The following is a 20,533-nucleotide window of genomic DNA, read 5'->3' on the forward strand; positions in this document are numbered from 1 at the left end:
TATCCCGAGCTGGGGTTAATTATCCGAACTCAGGTTAGCTACAGTAATGGCTGACTGCTTCTTTTACCTTACGAGATTTGTCTTTTTTCAATGGAGCTAGCAATACTTCAGCATCTGCTTCTTGGCTTAATATTTCAGGAAGTTCAGCGCGGCGACCTGCGTGTAAGTAGCTCAAACTCTGTTTAAAACTGCCATATTGGCCACGGGCATGTGCCACAATAAACTCACGACATACATCAAAATGGCTGCGCTTAATACAAAACAGCACCAAGTGTTCAGGTTTAATGCCGATCTCAAATAACCAGGCAAGTAAAAATGCCATACCGGTCTCGGATGCTTCACCTTCATACTCATCGCTGGTTGATAGGTAAGTCTCAAAATCAATTTCATTGTGTGCCAGTTGATGTAACAACCAAGGTTGCTCCATTTGCGCTTCAATTAATTTAAAGCCGCGATAGTCATGATTGAGCAGCAGACGTACCAGTTTGTTGCGACGCTTAACATCTAGCATCCACACAAATTGACGCAGACTATACATGTGGTATTCATCGGCATCGATACGCATAAACTCGGTGAATATTTGCTCTTTGAACAGCGCAGCCATGGCGTCAAACTCTATTTCGTTATCTAGATAAGCCATCGTTTGTTCAACAATCCCATTAATACGATTGCATTGCACTTGAAGTTCAGCAACGCGCTTTACAATAGCAGCACGTTCAACCTGCTCTGAGAATACCAATAAGGGTCCCGATGGCAGTCTGTCTTCATACCAAGCAAGCGGCACCTCATGATCGGCCATCACAATCACGTAATTGTCTCCTTGCTGCTGTAACACAGTGCAGGCTTCCCAACTTCGACCATCAACATGACAAGGTTTATCATGTATTGAAAGGCTATCTGCCACAATGGTTTTATACAGCTTCTTTGGTAACTTTTCACCTTCACCGAAATACAGACAATCCTTACCTGACTCATGTGCCAGCGCATGCTCCCAAGAGTGCAGATTTAATTGCACAAAAATATCTATCGTACGGCGCAAGTCATGATCAAAGTCCACTGCAACTTCAGGATGTTTGAGTGATACATGATGTAAAAACTCAACTTTCGTGCGCTCATTAATATACGCAAGTCCCCGTTCCATGGCTTTGGCTTTTTTACGCCCCATGCTGCCAAACATACTGGTATCATCACTGACTATTTCGCTGTAAATCTCTATCCAATTTACGTAACGCCCGAAGTCATAACGTTGATAACTCATTTCATAGGCATTCAGAATACCGCTATCTATTCCAGCTTTAGTTAAGTGCTCATAGACATCAATCCCATCGAGTATATTGTTAAACTCTATATCCCAATGATCATTTGAATAAGCACGAAGCACATTGCGTGCAACCCTAACAGGCGCCAATGCAATAATAAATTGCCACAAACGATCTGCTTTATTTTGTAAGGGTAAAGGTAATTGCCGCAACCAAAATGCGGCTAAGGTAAAGCGCTGAAAGTCATCATCATGATCTTTAAAAAGCTGATAGCTGGGTTGCTGCTCACTAAATTTGTTTAAGTAAAGATCGCCGAGACAGCACTCATCTCGATACAAGTGTGGCTGTACTAGTGCCAATATACTGGTCAAATCATCTTGCGGCGTGTCTGCAGTAAAGTGTTCGCAGATCCGCGCTATTTGCTCCTCAGATAATCCCAAATTTTCGGGGTTATAACGGTCTGACTTTTTATGACATTTTTTAATTATGTGCTGGGCAGCGAGTTGCCAAATATGATTATCGTTAAGATAAGTTACCAGTGCCTCTGTAATATCATCGCCAATACGCTGATTGTAATCACTGTGAAGGTGATAACTGGCCAGTGTCATTAAGCCCATATCCAATTGCGGCCACTGCTCTGGATGGCAAAGCGCACGGGATGAGCGAAAATGCTCGTCAACCAACTTTAGATGCTTGCGACACAGTAACTCATCGTGATTAGTAAAGTGGCGAAATATCGATTGAATATTTTTGGCTTTAGCACTTTCTGCTGCGCTTTCAATATCAGATAAGGAGAGTTGAGTGTAGCGCTGATAATAGGCTTCTCTAGAAAGTAGCGCCTCATCACCTTCGGTAAGTGATGCCATCATATATTTACTAAACTCACGTTTGCCTAGAGCATGGTAAAATACGTCAATCACGCGCAAGTATTGCTGAGCACGAGCTTGTAGTAAGTTAGTTTCTGTATCTTTGCGTACCGTAAGCGTCAATACCAAACCATTTGGTTGTGTACATTCAACTTCTTCACTGAAGTGATCAGTCAGTAGATCGCCCCGTACAAGATTGAGCACCGATTTCAACTCGTTGGCTATGCCTTGGTTGTTGTGCTCGAAACTAACCAATTGATCAACAAAATGCTCAGCCATATCACTGGCATGCACTTTTGCTAATTCAAATACATCTACTTCACAGAGTGTTTCTAACACGGTGTGTGGCTCACCACTTTCAATATAGCGCCACAATGACTCACCTTGTGGCATAGCTAGCACTAAGGGCTTCAATAAATTGCTACCATAGTTAAGCTCATATTTTCTCTCGTCTCTGGCGAGATAGGCGCGATAGTTTGCACGCGCAGTAATAGCACTTTGTGCTATTTTAACGAGCGGCCCTACAACCTGTGATTGGACTTTTTGCTGTAAATCATACGCTTCATTTTCGAGCGTGTTGCCAAAAAACGGCATTGCCATAAAGCTATCTTTGGCTTCTTCATCGTCATAAAAACAGGTATGAGGGAATAGCGATTGGTATAGAGACACGACGGGTTGATAAGCACTTAAGTCTTCTTCTTCACCTTCATCGCACATAGTATCGATACGCTCAAGTAATGCAGGTTCAGCTTTGAAACGTGCAATAACTAACGCTTTAAACGGTTCATAGAACTCCGGGTGCTGGCATAAATATTCCCCCAATGGCTGGTAGCTACAATCATCACTATATTGATCATTTTGGAACATGCCAGATCTAAAGCTATCGTTGTCACACCATATAAATGCTTTGATTATTTCATTGTGCCAGCCATGCTCATGAAGCAACGAACTTAAATAGCTTTCGTAACCGCAGGCATGTTCATCATCCCAATAAGGCACAAAAAACTGTGCAAGCAAGTAGGCATATCGTATATCTGTCTTTGCAAGCATATATAATGCTTCTACGCCAAATACCCGCATATCATCTAGCCACATTTCATCTGTATTGTTTTGGCGTCGACTATAAGCGACGATGGCTTTGGCAGTTTCTACAACAACCTCTTTAATTTCGGAATATTGCAGCGCAGCTGCAAACAGAATAACCTCAGAAATATAAGTTTCAGTATCATCATCTATCGGATGATTATAGTGGTGAGAGCCACCTTCTTGGCCTAAGTTTAATGCAGATTGTAGCAACTTAAGGTTGTTGCCGCTGTCTTGTGGTTGTAGGCGGCGATCACCGTCTTTTCCCCGTTGCTTAAATTCAATATCAAATTGACTATCGCTAAAAGCCCTATCCTCATCTAATAAAGCTTTATATTGTGTTAATGCTAATTTGATTTGTTGCGGGTCTTGAATATCCAGCGTGATAATCTGGTTTTTATCGAATTGATTCATGTCGTTATTTCTAATTGGATTTAACGTATAGCCGCACTAATCGGACTATAGAGTAGAAAAAATAATGAAGCACAGTTATGTAAACTGCGGTGATTTCAAGTAAATATTAAAAAGCAGCGGGTGTCGATTACGAGCTAGTATCGTCCTCTTGTAGCTCTTTTAACCTGTCGACGTCTATTTGGCAGTCCTGCTTTGCCTTTTTCTGTTGATCGGGTGTCATATCATCCCAATGAATATAACCACCATGTGTGTATGATGACTTGTATAAATAGTTGGCGAACTTTTTGCTCACAGTACCAGAGACAAGTCCTGTTACTGAACCATGTTTATCGGCGGCCCATAGTGCAACACGTTTAAATTCCAGCTCTCCAGAAGCGCTAATGCGAAATGAATACCAATCTTTAGCGGCACTGATGCGCAGTTTCTTCTCCATGCTTTACCTTTTAGTGTTCCTTAAAGTCGAAAGCATTATTTCCAATCTTAATCATGAGGTCAATAAAACATATAAAATTAAGTCTTTGAATTATATTAATAAAAAGTAAAGTATAAGGTAATACCGTTGGCAACAACACATATGCCAACGCGTATTAAATCTATGTATTAGATGGGCTTAACAGGGTGTAGTACCGAAGATTCAGGTCTAACAGGGTGTAATACTGAAGACTCAGGTCTCACTGGGTGCAATACTGAAGATTCAGGTCTAACAGGATGTAAAACAGACGACGCTGGGTCTAATGGATCCAAAACACCACTACCACCAGAAATACTAGATAGCACACTTTTTTCAATTAATTTTTTCATGTTTTTTCCTTAACTTTGCGGTTATGTAACGGCTAGTAATAAGCACCTTGTTTATATCGACTTATCTGGAATGAGAATAAATCGATAAAACATCTCATTGCCCAAGCAAAATCCAGTTTTGATGTAAAAGTAAAAACGTTTACCAAAGCAATCCTTGCTATTTTGTACAATTCATAATCAGTATTAACATCAAAGCGAATGGGATAACAAATAATGAGAAAATAAACAAAAAGTTTATTTATCAATGACATAAAATTTTATAAAAATACGGGTATTGTTGAAAACTTCTTCATATGTATGAAAATTATACATATTTTTCAAGTAAGCGACTCACCTTACTTTTTTGTGAAAATACGTATAAAAATGTTGAGTGCCGAATGTGGCCAGTTTGTTCTGACAAGAATATTTATGCTAAGTATTTAAACTTACGAGAAATAAAATGAATAAACGAACAATTTTTAAAGCCCTTCATCAAAACCCCAACCCCCTCTTTATTGCTAATTGTTGGGATCCTTTATCGGCACTTATTATTGAGCAAGCTGGTGGCCAAGCAGTTGCAACAACAAGCTGGGGCATGTCTAATCACCAAGGCTTTAAAGATGGAGAACAACTCACATTTGATCATGTGCTACAAATAGTCAGTGCCATTCTTAAGGTGATCACTATTCCCTTAAGCGTTGATATTGAGGCAGGCTACAGCGCGGATCAAAGTCAGATCATCAAGCATATTATTCAATTGGCAGATCTTGGTGTTGTAGGTATCAATATTGAAGACACGCCCAGTCATCAGAACGGTTTACGTGATATTCAAGCACACCAGTCATTACTATATGCTATCAGGCAAGCATTACGTGACGCTGGTTTTAAACACTTTTTTATCAATGCACGCTGCGATCTTTGCTTACAACCACAATGGAATGAAACAGCATTACTTAAACGTGCACTCGCTTATCAAGAAGCGGGTTGCGATGGCTTTTTTATTCCCGGTTTAACTGAACTTGTCACGATAAAGCGCCTGACTACTCTACTTTCGATTCCAATTAACGTAATGTTGATGCCCGGACTAAGTGATAAACAGCAGCTCACAGAATTGGGCGTCAAACGTATCTCATCCGGAAATGCACTGAGCGATCACGTGATAGCGCAGCAGGAGTCAGTAACTAAAAGGATGCTTAAAGAAGCAACAGTTGACTTCTTATTTGAACACTCTGTCGGCATAACATGGCAGTCAAATTAAATTAATGGCTAGATCTCCCGGTTTTTTTAGATTCTTTTATTATATGGATCTAACTATATAGATCTAAAAAAACCGATCAACTTCAACCATTTAGATCGTTATCCACAATCGCTAATCCACAACCTTACTGCTTGCATCCATAATGGCGATATCAACCACTTATTAATGCAAAACATCACCTTGGCTACGTACAGTTAAACTCAACTAGCTCATAGATTATCCACAAGTAAATCACCTACAAACCATAAGGAATATTTTATTTTCTTCTTTAAATTCATAGCCATAATTAAAAAACTAAAAAATCAAACAGAATTTGAGCAAAAAAAAAATTCCCACAACGTAAGTGTTACTCTTTACATATTCACGTTAATCGCTAAGATGTCGCGCACTAGAAGCTTAGGTAAGGTAATAATGCAAACTTTAGATCTGATCGTTGGTAGCCAAATGGGGTCAGCAGAATATGTTGCAGAACAAGTAGTAGAGTCACTTGAATCCCATGGCATTGCAGTGAACCTACATGAGCAGCCAGAGCTTGAGACATGTCAACAAACACTATGGCTGGTGGTCACATCAACCTATGGTGCTGGAGATTATCCTGAAAACCTATTGCCTTTTATATCAGCCCTAAACAATACAACAGATCTCCAAGGCCTGCGCTTTGCAGTGATAGGGATTGGCGACTCAAGTTATGACACCTTTAACTATGCAGCACTTAATCTTGCTGCCTTGTTAAAAGAGAAAGGAGCGACATTGCTGGTCGACGTGGAAAAGATCGATGTATTACAGCCTGATCTACCAGAAGATACCGCTATTGCTTGGCTACCTAAGTTTATCGACAGTATCGCTTAATGAGGCGATCATAAATACACAGAAGTTATACACAAATTTAGTCTATTTTAGATCGCATTGTGGATAACCTCTGATCTAACTGCAGATCTAAGGTTACTTATCCATTGGATAAAATAATCAAGATCCAAGCCTGTGAATAAAGTGCCAAGTTGATCAAAGGTTTTAAGCCTGTTGATCCGATCTAATTCACATCAATTGATCTAAGCTAAGCAGTTGGATCTAAAAAGGAATACAAAACTATTCACAGATCATAGGATCAGTAATAGTAAGATCAATAAAGATCTTTAAAAAGATCCTTATATATTTTAAGAGATCTATTTTTTGCGTTGTCTAAAGTTTAACCATTTCACTTCTGGTTAATTCTAGGTAGAATACGCATCCTTTCTAAATTTGCTCGGTTGTTTTAAGTAGGATCCCGTAAATGATTTATCATGAACATTTTGATGTCATCGTTGTTGGTGGTGGACACGCAGGCACAGAAGCTGCACTTGCAGCAGCCCGAATGGGTATGAATACCTTATTGTTAACACACAATATGGATACCTTAGGCCAAATGTCATGTAACCCGGCTATTGGTGGAATTGGTAAAGGTCATTTAGTAAAAGAGATCGATGCACTTGGCGGTGCAATGGCCACGGCTATCGACAAAGGTGGGATCCAGTTTAGAACATTAAATTCATCTAAAGGTCCAGCGGTACGGGCAACTCGCGCTCAAGCAGATCGCGCATTATATAAAGCCGCGATCCAAGATATTTTACAACACCAAGATAACTTAAAGATCTTCCAACAATCTTGTGATGATCTCATTGTTGAGGGGGATCAGGTCAAAGGTGTTGTGACACAGATGGGATTACGTTTTAGTGCTTCTTCTGTGGTGCTAACGGTTGGTACCTTCTTAGGTGGTCAGATCCATATAGGTTTAGAAAACTTCAAAGGCGGCCGTGCTGGCGATCCACCTTCTATCGCCCTAGCTGAACGTTTACGTGAAATGCCATTCCGTGTTGATCGTCTAAAAACGGGTACACCACCACGTATCGACGCACGAACGGTTGATTTTTCAGTGATGCAAGAACAACCAGGCGATACCCCTACTCCGGTTTTCTCATTTATGGGTAAAGTGTCTGATCATCCAAAACAGATCCCATGCTATATCACCTATACCAATGAAAAAACTCATGAAGTGATCCGCAATAATTTGCATCGCTCACCTATGTATGCTGGTGTGATTGAAGGTATAGGTCCACGTTACTGCCCTTCTATTGAAGATAAAATTGTACGTTTTGCTGATAAAGAAAAGCATCAGATATTTGTTGAGCCTGAGGGGCTAACTTCTTACGAGTTATATCCAAATGGTATTTCCACCAGCTTACCATTTGATATTCAGCTAGAGATCGTACGCTCGATCCAAGGTTTTGAAAATGCTCATATCTGCCGTCCTGGTTATGCAATAGAATATGATTTCTTCGATCCACGTGACCTTAAACAGTCACTAGAAACAAAGTTTATCAATGGCCTGTTCTTTGCTGGTCAAATCAATGGTACCACTGGTTATGAAGAAGCTGGTGCTCAGGGCCTGATCGCGGGTATGAACGCGGCACTTCAGGTTCAAGGTCGTGAAGCATGGACTCCTCGCCGTGATGAAGCTTATGCCGGTGTGCTGATTGATGACTTAGCAACATTAGGCACCAAAGAACCTTATCGTATGTTTACTTCCCGTGCAGAGTACCGCTTGTTATTACGTGAAGATAATGCAGATTTACGATTAACTGAAAAAGGCCGCGAGCTAGGTCTTGTTAATGATGAGCGCTGGGCAGCTTACAATGAAAAGCTTGAAGTCATGGAACAAGAAGCACAGCGTTTACGCAACACTTGGATCCATAAAGATCATCCAGCACTTGATGCGGTAAACGAACTGCTGAAAAAGCCACTCGTACGCGAAGCCAGTCTTGAAGATTTAATCCGTCGCCCGGAAGTTAATTACCATGATCTCATGGCAATAGAAGGGCTAGGATCTGAGTTTGATAACATCCCTGCTCTTGAGCAAGTTGAGATCCAGACTAAGTACGCAGGCTACATTGCGCGTCAGCAGGATGAGATAAATAAACAGCTACGTCATGAAGAAACAGTATTGCCAGCGGATTTTGATTATAGCCAGGTAAGTGGCCTGTCAAATGAGGTTGTGGCAAAGCTAACTGATGCGCGTCCACAAACGATTGGCCAAGCTTCACGTATTTCTGGTATCACCCCTGCTGCTATTTCGCTATTATTAGTGTATCTGAAAAAGCAAGGGCTATTGCGTAAGTCGGCGTAATAGCAGTGGAACACTGTGTTATTAGAACAATTGAATGAATTACTCGCTGATACCTCAATCGAGCTCAGCGAACAACAAAAGCAGCAGTTGGTCGACTATGTCCAACTGCTGGATAAATGGAATAAAGCTTACAATCTCACTTCCGTTCGAGACCCTAAAGAAATGATGGTGAAACACATCATGGATTCTTTAGTCGTCGCACCGCATTTAACAGGTAGCAATTATATTGATGTTGGCACAGGCCCTGGTTTACCTGGCATGGTGTTAGCGATTGCTAGACCGGACATCAATTTTGTTCTCCTTGATAGCCTTGGTAAAAGAGTCCGATTTTTAATGCAGGTAAAACATGGGCTTGGCATTGATAATGTCACCCCTGTGCAGTCTCGTGTTGAAGAATATCAACCAAGTGTTAAATTAGACGGTGTACTCAGCCGTGCTTTTGCATCACTACAAGATATGATCCAGTGGTGCTCGCATTTAATCGATGACCAAGGTGTATTCTTAGCGCTTAAGGGACAGTACCCTGCTGATGAGCTAGAAAAGCTACCAAACGGTGTGAGTTTATCGCAAGATATTAGCTTAGTGGTGCCTAAACTAGACGGTGAGCGCCATTTAATCATTCTTTCTAAAGATTAATTGTCGAGGACAATGTGGCAAGAATCATTGCAATAGCAAACCAAAAAGGTGGTGTTGGTAAAACAACCACTGCGGTGAATTTGGCCGCGTCCATGGCGGCGACAAAACGTAAAGTATTACTGATCGATCTCGATCCTCAAGGTAATGCAACGATGGGAAGCGGTGTCGATAAATATGGTGATGTGGCGACGGTGTATGATCTGTTGATCGAAGAGTCACCTATCGATCAAGTCATCTCTACTGAAACTAGCGGTGAGTATCATTTGATCGCAGCGAATGGCGATGTAACGGCTGCTGAAGTCAAACTAATGGAGTTATTTGCCCGTGAAGTTAGATTGCGCAATGCGTTAGAAGCCGTCAAAGATAAATATGAATATATATTTATTGACTGCCCACCTTCTCTCAATATGCTCACGGTTAATGCGATGGCAGCAGCTGATGCGGTGTTAGTGCCTATGCAGTGTGAGTATTATGCACTTGAAGGGTTGACCGCCTTGATGGATACCATCACTCAATTGGGCAAATTGGTAAATCCTGGATTGCAAATTGAAGGTATTTTACGCACCATGTACGATCCGCGTAATCGCCTTGCAAACGATGTATCCGAACAGCTAAAGCAGCACTTTGGCGATAAAGTGTATCGTACTGTGATCCCACGGAATGTGCGCTTGGCGGAAGCACCAAGTTTTGGTGCTCCAGCGATGTATTATGATAGAGCATCCAGTGGTGCAAAAGCCTATCTTGCTCTTGCAGGGGAAATGCTAAGACGCAAAGAAAAGCAAGCAGCTGCGGTTGCCTAAGAGGATAAAAAGAACATGTCGGTTAAAAAACGAGGTTTAGGCCGAGGGTTGGATGCCCTTTTGAGTTCGGCGAAACCTAATCCAAGTGCATCTGCACCTGCTACGGCCGCTGAGCAGCCGGTGACTGCCGAAAGTGAACCTAGTGCAGAGCCTGTTATCGAGCAAGAGTTACAACGTTTACCCATAGAGTGGCTAGTGCCGGGTAAATACCAGCCGCGTAAAGATATGTCTGAACAGGCACTGGAAGAACTTGCCAGCTCAATTCGATCTCAGGGAATTTTGCAACCTATCGTGGTGCGTAAAGTGTCAGCTCAACAGTTCGAGATCATCGCCGGTGAGCGACGTTGGCGTGCTGCGCAGTTAGCCAAGCAAGACACAGTCCCTTGCTTAGTTAAAGATGTTCCTGATGAAGCCGCGGTTGCTATTGCATTGATCGAAAACATTCAGCGTGAAGATCTTAATGCGATGGAAGAGGCAATAGCACTTGATAGGTTATTGAATGAATTTGAGCTAACACATCAACAAGTGGCAGATGCTGTGGGTAAATCTCGTACCACAGTGACTAACTTACTGCGCTTAAACAATCTCAATGATGATGTAAAAATATTGTTAGAGCATGGTGATATTGAAATGGGTCACGCGCGTTGTTTGTTAGCACTCAGTGGTGAAGCCCAATCAGAAGCCGCTAGAACGGCTGTTGCTAAGGGGTTAACGGTTAGGGAAACCGAAAAACTGGTACGTACAATTCTAGAACCAGTTGAGGAAAAAGCTGTTAAGCAAAAAGATCCTGATGTGAAGCTATTGGAACAGCAACTACAGGAAAACCTGGGTGCAAAAGTTGAGATTAACTATAACCAAAAAGGCAAAGGTAAACTGGTTATCTCTTATGCGAGCTTAGATGAACTCGATGGTATCTTAGGGCGTATTAACCCTGAGATGAACGATGCCAATTAAGATTAAAATGTTGACTAAAAGCACTGCTATTTTTTGTGTTTGAGTCCAACTAGCTAAGCCCCCTAGCCTAACTGGTAATGTGGTGTTGAGTCAGACATCACATTACCGTCTTTACAGTTTATTGTGCAGCCCCAAACAACAGAGCTTCGCTGTAAAAGCAATCACCTTCGAAGTGCGACCAATCTACGCGCTCTCACTTAACAAAATATGACCTATTTTGAGTCCAAAAAACGTCACATTTCATCGCGTCAAGTTGCAAATTAAGCAGAAACAAGTATAATTTCGCCAGTTTTCATACCCTGATAAAATTTAACGTCATTAAGGTTAATATAAAGTGACTCATTCGTTAGCCCGTCCATATCGGCGAGCCGCATTAAAAGGTGTTTTGATTCAGGGTATCGTAGCATTAATTGCTGCAGTAATCGTTTTTATGGGTTGGGGAGTACAAGCCGGAGTTTCAGCATTAGCTGGCGGGGCTGTGTTAGTACTCCCTAATTTTGTATTTGCTGCTTATGCTTTTCGTTTTATGGGCGCGAGCAAAGCAAATCAAGTATATTCCTCGATAAAACGAGGAAATGGATTAAAATTTTTGCTAACTGTTGTGCTCTTTGCACTGATTTTTAAGCATTTTTCAGTAATGATGCTGCCATTCTTTGGTGTGTATGTGCTCGTGATGCTAACACAATGGTTAGTCCTGATTTTTTTTAATCATTAACTTTTGGGATAAAACATGGCTGCAGAAGAAGTTACTCTATCAAGCCATATTCAGCACCACTTGACCAATGCCAAGATGTGCTCGACCGATGCCGGTCTTGCCTTCAACAAAGCATGTGCGGATAGTGGTTTCTGGACATGGCATGTAGATACCCTCGCATGGTCAATCGGTTTAGGTCTGATATTTTTATGGATCTTCCGAAGTGCCGCTAAAAAATCCACTATAGGTGTTCCTGGTAAATTCCAGTGCTTTATCGAAATGGTTGTTGAGTTCGTTGGTGCCAACGTTCGCGATACTTATCACGGTAACAGCAAATTAGTTGCACCTTTGGCCCTAACGATCTTCGTTTGGGTATTCCTAATGAACTTGATGGACTTAGTTCCAGTTGACTTCCTACCTGCATTCGCTGGCTTTGTTGGTGAACAAGCATTTGGTATGGACTCACACGATGTATACATGAAAATTGTACCTACAACAGACTTAAATATGACTGCGGCACTGGCGCTAGGTGTGTTTATTCTGATGATCGGTTATTCAATTAAAATCAAAGGCATCGGTGGCTTTATTGCAGAATTAACATTGCACCCATTTAGCTCTAAGAACAAGCTAATGATGGCAATCTTAATTCCATTTAACTTGTTACTTGAGACAATCGCACTAGTGGCTAAGCCATTCTCACTAGCACTGCGTTTGTTTGGTAACTTGTACGCTGGTGAGATGATCTTCATCCTTATCGGTGCAATTGGTTTAATGCAGTTACCACTGCACTTCGTGTGGGCAGTATTCCACATTATGGTAATCGTACTGCAAGCATTTGTATTTATGATGCTAACTATCGTTTACCTCAGCATGGCTAGTACAGAAAGTCACTAATCAGCTGAATAATAAAGATTTTTTATACTTAAATTTAAACTTTAACTTTAATTTACTATTGAAACTTTGGAGATAAAAATGGAAATCGCAGTTGCTATTAAACTTATCGCTGTTGCACTACTAATCGGTTTTGGTGCTATCGGTACTGCACTAGGCTTCGGTAACATGGGTGGTAAGTTCCTAGAAGCATGTGCTCGTCAACCTGAGCTTGCGCCTTCACTACAAGTTAAAATGTTCATCCTAGCTGGTCTTATCGATGCCGTTGCAATGATCGGTGTAGGTATCGCTATGTACATGTTGTTCGCTCTTTAATATTGCAAAATACCTGAAACGAACAACTGTCAAGTAAGGAGGAGCGGTCGTGAACTTAAACGCCACTCTAATAGGTGAATTAATCGCATTTGTGGTCTTCGTATGGTTCTGTATGAAGTTCGTATGGCCACCACTAAATGGTGCGATTGAAGCTCGCCAAAAGAAAATCGAAGATGGTTTAGCAGCATCTGATGAAGCTGAAAAAGAACTTGAGCGCGTACGTGCACAAGGCGCTGAACAGCTCAAAGAAGCGAAAGCACAAGCGGCTGAAATCATCGAACAAGCTAAGAAGCGTGCTGCGCTAATTGTTGACGAAGAGACAACTCGTGGTCAGCAAGAGCGTGAAAAAATCATTGCTCAGGGACACTCTGAAATTGAGTCTGAGCGCAACCGTGTGAAAGAAGAGCTGCGTTCACAAGTCGCTGCACTTTCTATCGCAGGCGCTGAGAAGATTTTAGAGCGTGAAATCAATCAAGCCACACACAGTGACATCGTTGAAAAACTTGTCGCTGAGCTTTAAGCAGGGGGTATGAGCATGTCTGAATTGACTACTATCGCTCGCCCATACGCTAAAGCGGCTTTTGAACTTGCCGTTGAAAAAGGCACAGTTGAAGCTTGGAATGAAATGCTGTTCTTCGCTGGTCAAGTTACCAGCGATGAGCAGGTTCAGGCACTACTAGGTAGCATTGCTACTGAAACACAGCAGTCTGAAATCATTATCAAGTTATGTGCTGAGCAACTCAACGAACAAGGTCAAAACCTTATCAAGCTGATGGCCGAAAATGAGCGTTTAGCTGCCATTCCAGCTGTTGCAGAATTGTTTGCTGAATTTAAAGCAGATTATGACAAAGAAATCGAAGTAGATGTGGTTTCGGCAACAGCGCTTGCGGATGATGCGCAAGCAAAATTGGTCGCGGCACTTGAGAAACGTTTCGCACGCAAAGTTAAGCTGAATTGTAGCATCGACGAAGCCATTGTAAGTGGCCTAGTGATTAAAGCCGGTGACACCGTAATTGACGGTTCTGTTCGCGGCAAGTTAGATCGTCTTGCGACGTCGCTACAATCGTAATTGGGAAAAAGAGCATGCAACTTAATTCCACAGAAATTTCTGCACTGATCAAGCAACGCATTGAACAGTTTGAAGTTGTAAGTGAAGCGCGTAACGAAGGTACTATCGTATCTGTTACCGACGGTATCATCCGCATCCACGGTCTTGCTGACTGTATGCAGGGTGAGATGATCGAGCTTCCTGGCAACCGTTATGCTATCGCACTAAACCTTGAGCGTGACTCAGTAGGTGCTGTAGTAATGGGTCCATACGCAGACCTTAAAGAAGGCGTAAAAGTTAAATCAACTGGTCGTATCCTTGAAGTACCAGTAGGCCGTGGTCTACTTGGTCGTGTTGTTAACACACTTGGTGAGCCAATCGACGGTAAAGGCGCTGTTGATAACGATGGTTTTGAACCAGTTGAAAAAATCGCACCTGGCGTAATCGAGCGTCAATCAGTAGATGAGCCAGTACAAACTGGTTATAAGTCTATCGATGCGATGATCCCAGTTGGTCGTGGTCAGCGTGAGCTTGTGATCGGTGACCGTCAGACTGGTAAAACAGCACTAGCAATCGATGCTATCATCAACCAAAAAGACACAGGCGTTAAGTGTGTGTACGTAGCGGTTGGTCAAAAAGCGTCAACAATTGCAAACGTAGTACGTAAACTAGAAGAGCACGGTGCACTTGAGAACACGATTGTTGTTGTTGCTTCTGCGTCAGAATCAGCAGCACTTCAGTTCCTAGCGCCATTCTCTGGTTGTACTATGGGTGAATACTTCCGTGACCGTGGTGAAGATGCACTAATCGTATATGATGATTTGTCTAAGCAAGCTGTTGCTTACCGTCAAATCTCACTACTACTTAAGCGTCCACCAGGCCGTGAAGCATACCCAGGTGACGTATTCTACCTTCACTCACGTCTTCTAGAGCGTGCGTCACGTGTAAACGCTGACTACGTTGAGAAGTTCACAAATGGTGAAGTTAAAGGTAAAACAGGTTCATTGACGGCATTGCCAATCATTGAAACTCAAGGTGGTGACGTTTCTGCATTCGTACCTACCAACGTTATCTCAATCACTGACGGTCAGATCTTCTTGGAAACTGACTTGTTCAACGCAGGTATCCGTCCAGCGGTTAACGCTGGTATCTCGGTATCTCGTGTAGGTGGTGCAGCGCAAACTAAAATTGTTAAGAAACTAGGTGGTGGTATCCGTCTAGCGCTAGCTCAGTACCGTGAACTAGCGGCGTTCTCTCAGTTCGCTTCTGACCTTGACGATGCAACTCGTGCACAGCTTGAACACGGTGAGCGTGTAACAGAGCTAATGAAGCAGAAACAGTACGCACCAATGTCTGTTGCTGATATGTCATTATCGCTATTTGCAGTAGAGAAAGGCTTCTTAAAAGGCATCGAAATCAACAAGATCCTTGATTTTGAAGCAAGCCTAATCGCATTTGCTAAGAGCGAGTACGCAGAGCTAATGGCTCAAATCAATGAAACTGGTAACTACAACGCCGAGATCGAAGCGCAGCTTAAAGAACTTCTAGAGAAGTTCAAATCTACGCAAACTTGGTAATGTGTTATTAAGGTGAGTAGGGAACTACTCACCGAGATTCGGAGAGAGAGTCATGGCCAGCGGAAAAGAGATAAAAAGCAAGATCGGGAGTATCAAGAATACTCAAAAGATCACCAGCGCAATGGAGATGGTTGCCGCTTCTAAAATGAAGAAGGCACAAGAACGCGTAGCGTCTAGTCGTCCATACGCTGAAAACTTACGCAAAGTGATCGGTCGTGTTGCTCAGGCTAATCTTGACTTCACTCACCCGTTCTTACAAGAACGCGAAGTGAAGCGAGTTGGTTACATTGTTATCTCTACAGACCGTGGTCTATGTGGTGGTTTGAACTCAAACGAGTTCAAAAAAGTAGTAAGAGACGCAAAAGCGTGGAAAGACAAAGGGGTTGAGGCAACGTTCGCAGCTCTAGGCAGCAAAGCTGCTGGTTTCTTTAAGCGTTTTGGCGGTGAGCTAGAAGCCAAGAAGACCGGGTTAGGAGATACGCCTTCAGTTCAGGATATTATTGGTCCTGTAAAAGTAATGCTTAAAGCATTTGAAGAAGGCAAAATTGACCGCTTATTCGTTGTGTACAACCAGTTTGTCAACACAATGAAACAAGAGCCTGTTATCGATCAGTTATTACCTTTGCCAAAAGCTGAAGAAGATGTATCAGCTCACGCTTGGGATTATCTATATGAGCCAAGCCCAGAGGCGATTTTAGAGACACTATTAGTGCGCTTTATTGAGTCTCAGGTCTACCAAGGTGTAGTTGAGAATGCTGCCTCTGAACAAGCTGCCCGTATGGTTGCGATGAAAGCCGCAACAGATAACGCAGGTGGCCTGATTGATGAGCTACAGCTGGTATACAACAAGGCACGTCAGGCCGCAATCACACAAGAAATTAGTGAGATTGTGAGCGGTTCGGCTGCCGTATAACGCTTCGGCAAAGTTTAATAAGAGGAATAGACATGAGTTTAGGTAAGGTCGTCCAAATTATCGGCGCCGTTGTGGACATCGAGTTTCCACAAGACAACGTGCCAGCCGTATATGACGCACTAAAAGTTACAGAAGGCGACTTAGCTGGTTTGACACTAGAAGTGCAACAGCAGCTAGGTGGCGGTGTGGTACGTGGTATCGCACTAGGTAGTACTGACGGTCTACGTCGTGGTACTCCAGTACAAGGTACAGCTGAGCCAATTAAGGTTCCAGTTGGTACAGCAACACTAGGTCGTATCATGAACGTACTTGGTGATGCAATTGATGAAGCGGGCCCTATTGGTGAAGAAGAGCGTTGGTCTATTCACCGTGCAGCACCATCATACGAAGATCAGAGCAACTCAGTTGAACTTCTAGAGACTGGTATCAAGGTTATCGACCTTGTATGTCCATTCGCTAAAGGTGGTAAAGTTGGTCTATTCGGTGGTGCGGGTGTAGGTAAAACCGTAAACATGATGGAACTTATCCGTAACATCGCAATCGAGCACAGCGGTTACTCAGTATTCGCAGGTGTTGGTGAGCGTACTCGTGAGGGTAATGACTTCTACCATGAGATGAACGACTCAAACGTACTAGACAAAGTATCGCTAGTATATGGTCAGATGAACGAGCCACCGGGTAACCGTCTACGTGTTGCACTAACTGGTCTTACAATGGCTGAGAAGTTCCGTGACGAAGGTCGTGACGTACTATTCTTCGTAGATAACATCTACCGTTATACACTAGCAGGTACTGAAGTATCAGCACTTCTAGGTCGTATGCCTTCAGCAGTAGGTTACCAGCCTACACTAGCTGAAGAAATGGGTGTTCTACAGGAGCGTATCGCATCAACTAAGACTGGTTCAATCACTTCAATCCAAGCGGTATACGTACCTGCGGATGACTTGACTGACCCATCTCCAGCAACAACGTTTGCTCACTTAGATGCGACAGTAGTACTTTCTCGTGATATCGCGTCTCTAGGTATTTACCCTGCGGTAGACCCTCTAGATTCAACTTCACGTCAGCTTGACCCACAAGTTATCGGTCAAGAGCACTACGACACAGCACGTGGCGTTCAGACAGTTCTTCAGCGTTATAAAGAGCTGAAAGACATCATCGCAATTCTAGGTATGGACGAGCTATCTGACGAAGATAAGCAAGTAGTATCTCGTGCACGTAAGATCCAGCGTTTCCTATCTCAGCCATTCTTCGTAGCTGAGGTATTTACAGGTGCACCTGGTAAATACGTATCTCTTAAAGACACAATCTCTGGCTTTAAGGGCATCCTAAACGGTGATTACGATGATATGCCTGAGCAGGCATTCTACATGGTTGGCTCAATCGACGAAGCAGTTGATAAAGCTAAAAACATGTAATTAGGAGGTTGTTATGGCAATGACAGTACACCTTGACGTAGTAAGTGCAGAGCAGAGTTTATTCTCTGGCGAAGTGGCTACGATTCAAGTGACAGGTAGTGAAGGTGAACTTGGTATTCACCCTGGCCACGCGCCACTACTGACTGGCCTAAAACCTGGTATGGTACGTTTGGTTAAAGCAGATAGCTCAGAAGAAGTTATCTACGTTGCCGGCGGTACGCTTGAAGTTCAACCGAAAACAGTTACCGTCCTTGCGGACGTGGCTATTCGTGCGGATGAAATTGATGAGCAAGCTGCTGAAGAAGCTAAACGTGAAGCGCAGGCGCAATTAGCTTCTGGCACTGCAAGCGAGCTGGATTATCAGCGTGCGGCATTGCAGCTTGAAGAGGCTCTTGCTCAACTACGCCTTCTACGCCAGCTGCGCAAATAAGCAGCCGCCTATCTGGTTATCAAAAACCCACGCAATGCGTGGGTTTTTTTATACCTGAGGTTGCTCTGCTTCACACTGATACTCATCGTGATAAACAATAACCACCGGTGAGCGATAGATGATATCCTAGCTCAGGTTATTTAATAAATTACACTTGAGTCAGTACTTACCTTATTCATTATTCCTCGCTACAATATCGTACAATTTAGTACTCAGTATGTACTTATTGTCTGCTGCTATGTTCGCAGTATTCCTATGCACAATGAAGTGGTTGGATTAAAGGCAAGAGTATTGAACTGTACATTTGTTTTTTGACACAAGAAAAAGGATCCTGTGTTCATGCCGTTAAATACAATTATTCTTGCTGCGGGTAAAGGTACTCGTATGCGCTCTAAATTACCGAAAGTTCTGCACCCGATTGCGGGCAAGCCAATGGTGCAGCATGTTATTGATAATGCTGTTTCACTGGGGGCCCACTCGACAAATTTGGTGTTTGGTCATGGTGCTGAGCAATTACAAGCTGCCCTTGCACATAATCAAGTTAACTGGGTACATCAAGCAGAGCAGCTAGGTACCGGCCATGCTGTTGCCGTTGCAAAAGAGCACATCGCTGATGATGATACTGTGTTGATTTTATACGGTGATGTTCCACTGACAAAAAAAAGCACCTTACAAAGATTGCTTGATGTCACACCTGACAATGGTCTTGCCGTGTTGACTGTGGACTTGGAAAACCCCACAGGGTATGGGCGCATGCTGAGAGAAAATGGTAAGTTGGTTGGCATCGTGGAGCAAAAAGATGCGTCAGACGAGCAGCTAGCGATCACTGAAATTAATACAGGGATCATGGCTGCTAACGGCAAGTTGTTGAAAAAGTGGTTAGGGCAATTATCGAACAATAATGCACAAGGCGAATACTACTTAACAGACATTGTTGCTATGGCACATTCTGAGGGGGTAGAGATAACCTCAGCACAGCCCGATGATAAAATGGAAGTTGAAGGGGCAAACAACCGCGTTCAACTGGCGGCACTGGAGCGCGCTTACCAAGCTTGGCAAGCGACAACATTGATGCTTAATGGTGCAAGCCTTGCGGATCCTGCGCGCATTGATGTACGGGGCCAAGTAACGACAGGAGAAGACGTACAAATTGACGTAAATGTTGTCTTTGAAGGTCGTGTTGAGCTTGGTAATGATGTGGTGATCGGTCCCAATTGCGTACTTAAAAACTGTAAAATTGGTAATAATGTTGTGATTAAAGCCAATACACTTATCGAAGATGCGCAAGTAGCCGATAAATGTACCTTAGGGCCATTTGCACGGCTTCGCCCAGGTGCAATAATGGAGGAAGATTCGCATATTGGTAACTTTGTTGAGATGAAAAAATCTCGTTTGGGCAAAGGTTCAAAGGCCAATCATTTAACCTACCTTGGTGATGCTGATGTTGGTGAAAAAGTAAATATTGGCGCCGGTACCATTACTTGTAACTATGACGGTGTTAATAAATCCAAAACCATCATTGGTGATAATGCGTTTATTGGCTCTAACTCCTCGTTAGTAGCACCCGTGGAAATTGGCAGTACCGCCACAATTGGTGCCGGCTCTGTGATCACTGCGACAGTCAAAGAGAAACAGTTAGCGGTTGCCAGAGGTAAGCAACGTAATATGGATGGCTGGAAACGCCCAAAGAAAAAGTAATTTAATCCGCACTATCATAAAAAGTAATCGTCAAAAAGGGCGCTATTATCGCGCCCTGATATCATTCTATATTTTTAATAGGGTTGATCTGCCACTGTCCGACATTCAATCTGTGGTGTGTGTATACAGACTCTAGTCCCAGGGCTTGCCCCACCAACGAGAGGTGTAGCATTTTGCTCTAGTGTTTTCTCTTCAAAAGAGAGGTTTTTAAGCTGTTTTTTTTGCAATGCTAATTTTTTCATCTTTAATTCCCTTTTACTTTTATGTTGGATTGTGGTTAATTTAATGTGTGCTTTACTACTTTGTCAAGACCGCTGTTTAGAAATTAGACGACTGATT

20 protein-coding genes are annotated in these 20,533 nt (G+C 42.8%); 16 read left to right on the plus strand and 4 right to left on the minus strand.

The annotated features are described in order from the left end of the window. Positions 1–34: 34 nt before the first annotated feature. From D9603_RS17845 to D9603_RS17855, 3 genes are all read right to left on the minus strand, one after another. Positions 35–3,622, minus strand: coding sequence for a hypothetical protein (locus D9603_RS17845; RefSeq protein WP_128732326.1), 3,588 nt, complete (start codon positions 3,620–3,622; stop codon positions 35–37). Positions 3,623–3,749: 127 nt separating this feature from the next. Further along, positions 3,750–4,055, minus strand: coding sequence for a hypothetical protein (locus D9603_RS17850; protein WP_125253655.1), 306 nt, complete (start codon positions 4,053–4,055; stop codon positions 3,750–3,752). A gap of 167 nt (positions 4,056–4,222) precedes the next feature. Then, positions 4,223–4,423 carry a hypothetical protein gene (locus D9603_RS17855; protein ID WP_128732327.1) on the minus strand — a complete coding sequence of 67 codons (201 nt, stop codon included), beginning with the start codon at positions 4,421–4,423 and terminating at the stop codon, positions 4,223–4,225. Positions 4,424–4,862: 439 nt separating this feature from the next. On the opposite strand from D9603_RS17855, the gene D9603_RS17860 reads away from it, so the two are divergent. The 16 genes from D9603_RS17860 (at position 4,863) to glmU (ending at position 20,194) form a co-directional block, all read left to right on the plus strand. Further along, complete coding sequence (locus D9603_RS17860; RefSeq protein ID WP_128732328.1) at positions 4,863–5,660, plus strand: isocitrate lyase/phosphoenolpyruvate mutase family protein; 798 nt, start codon at positions 4,863–4,865, stop codon at positions 5,658–5,660. Positions 5,661–6,071: 411 nt separating this feature from the next. Then, positions 6,072–6,509: a flavodoxin domain-containing protein gene (locus tag D9603_RS17865; protein WP_128732329.1), complete on the plus strand. Its 438-nt coding sequence runs from the start codon at positions 6,072–6,074 to the stop codon at positions 6,507–6,509. 421 nt (positions 6,510–6,930) lie between these two features. After that, positions 6,931–8,820 carry a tRNA uridine-5-carboxymethylaminomethyl(34) synthesis enzyme MnmG gene (mnmG, locus tag D9603_RS17870; protein WP_125253651.1) on the plus strand — a complete coding sequence of 630 codons (1,890 nt, stop codon included), beginning with the start codon at positions 6,931–6,933 and terminating at the stop codon, positions 8,818–8,820. A gap of 15 nt (positions 8,821–8,835) precedes the next feature. Next, the gene (gene rsmG / locus D9603_RS17875; RefSeq protein WP_125253650.1) at positions 8,836–9,456 is read left to right on the plus strand and encodes a 16S rRNA (guanine(527)-N(7))-methyltransferase RsmG; all 621 of its coding nucleotides are present in this window, start codon (positions 8,836–8,838) and stop codon (positions 9,454–9,456) included. A 14-nt stretch (positions 9,457–9,470) separates the two neighbouring features. Next, complete coding sequence (locus D9603_RS17880) at positions 9,471–10,256, plus strand: ParA family protein (protein ID WP_125253649.1); 786 nt, start codon at positions 9,471–9,473, stop codon at positions 10,254–10,256. A gap of 15 nt (positions 10,257–10,271) precedes the next feature. Further along, the gene (locus tag D9603_RS17885) at positions 10,272–11,210 is read left to right on the plus strand and encodes a ParB/RepB/Spo0J family partition protein (RefSeq protein WP_128732330.1); all 939 of its coding nucleotides are present in this window, start codon (positions 10,272–10,274) and stop codon (positions 11,208–11,210) included. A gap of 334 nt (positions 11,211–11,544) precedes the next feature. Next, positions 11,545–11,925, plus strand: coding sequence for an ATP synthase subunit I (locus tag D9603_RS17890; protein WP_128732331.1), 381 nt, complete (start codon positions 11,545–11,547; stop codon positions 11,923–11,925). Positions 11,926–11,940: 15 nt separating this feature from the next. Further along, positions 11,941–12,798, plus strand: a complete 858-nt coding sequence (gene atpB, locus D9603_RS17895; protein ID WP_125253646.1) for a F0F1 ATP synthase subunit A — start codon at positions 11,941–11,943, stop codon at positions 12,796–12,798. Between the two features lie 78 nt (positions 12,799–12,876). After that, on the plus strand, positions 12,877–13,110 hold the full coding sequence (gene atpE, locus D9603_RS17900) for a F0F1 ATP synthase subunit C (protein ID WP_010376881.1): 234 nt from the start codon (positions 12,877–12,879) through the stop codon (positions 13,108–13,110). A 49-nt stretch (positions 13,111–13,159) separates the two neighbouring features. Next, positions 13,160–13,630 (plus strand): F0F1 ATP synthase subunit B, encoded by a 471-nt coding sequence (atpF, locus tag D9603_RS17905; RefSeq protein WP_010376882.1) that lies wholly within the window; start codon positions 13,160–13,162, stop codon positions 13,628–13,630. Between the two features lie 15 nt (positions 13,631–13,645). Then, the gene (gene atpH / locus D9603_RS17910) at positions 13,646–14,179 is read left to right on the plus strand and encodes a F0F1 ATP synthase subunit delta (protein ID WP_125253645.1); all 534 of its coding nucleotides are present in this window, start codon (positions 13,646–13,648) and stop codon (positions 14,177–14,179) included. 14 nt (positions 14,180–14,193) lie between these two features. Then, on the plus strand, positions 14,194–15,735 hold the full coding sequence (gene atpA / locus D9603_RS17915; protein ID WP_125253644.1) for a F0F1 ATP synthase subunit alpha: 1,542 nt from the start codon (positions 14,194–14,196) through the stop codon (positions 15,733–15,735). Between the two features lie 52 nt (positions 15,736–15,787). Further along, positions 15,788–16,648: a F0F1 ATP synthase subunit gamma gene (atpG, locus tag D9603_RS17920; protein ID WP_125253643.1), complete on the plus strand. Its 861-nt coding sequence runs from the start codon at positions 15,788–15,790 to the stop codon at positions 16,646–16,648. Between the two features lie 32 nt (positions 16,649–16,680). Further along, positions 16,681–18,066 (plus strand): F0F1 ATP synthase subunit beta, encoded by a 1,386-nt coding sequence (gene atpD, locus D9603_RS17925; RefSeq protein WP_128732332.1) that lies wholly within the window; start codon positions 16,681–16,683, stop codon positions 18,064–18,066. 13 nt (positions 18,067–18,079) lie between these two features. Further along, complete coding sequence (locus tag D9603_RS17930; protein ID WP_125253641.1) at positions 18,080–18,496, plus strand: F0F1 ATP synthase subunit epsilon; 417 nt, start codon at positions 18,080–18,082, stop codon at positions 18,494–18,496. 339 nt (positions 18,497–18,835) lie between these two features. After that, the gene (glmU, locus tag D9603_RS17935; RefSeq protein WP_128732333.1) at positions 18,836–20,194 is read left to right on the plus strand and encodes a bifunctional UDP-N-acetylglucosamine diphosphorylase/glucosamine-1-phosphate N-acetyltransferase GlmU; all 1,359 of its coding nucleotides are present in this window, start codon (positions 18,836–18,838) and stop codon (positions 20,192–20,194) included. Positions 20,195–20,268: 74 nt separating this feature from the next. On the opposite strand, the gene D9603_RS21705 is transcribed toward glmU, so the two are convergent. Continuing rightward, a complete protein-coding gene (locus D9603_RS21705) occupies positions 20,269–20,436 on the minus strand; it encodes a hypothetical protein (RefSeq protein ID WP_161972764.1) in 168 nt (55 codons plus the stop codon). Between the last annotated feature and the right edge of the window lie 97 nt (positions 20,437–20,533).

This window comes from Pseudoalteromonas sp. PS5, assembly GCF_004103255.1.
GTDB classification, from domain to species: domain Bacteria; phylum Pseudomonadota; class Gammaproteobacteria; order Enterobacterales; family Alteromonadaceae; genus Pseudoalteromonas; species Pseudoalteromonas peptidolytica.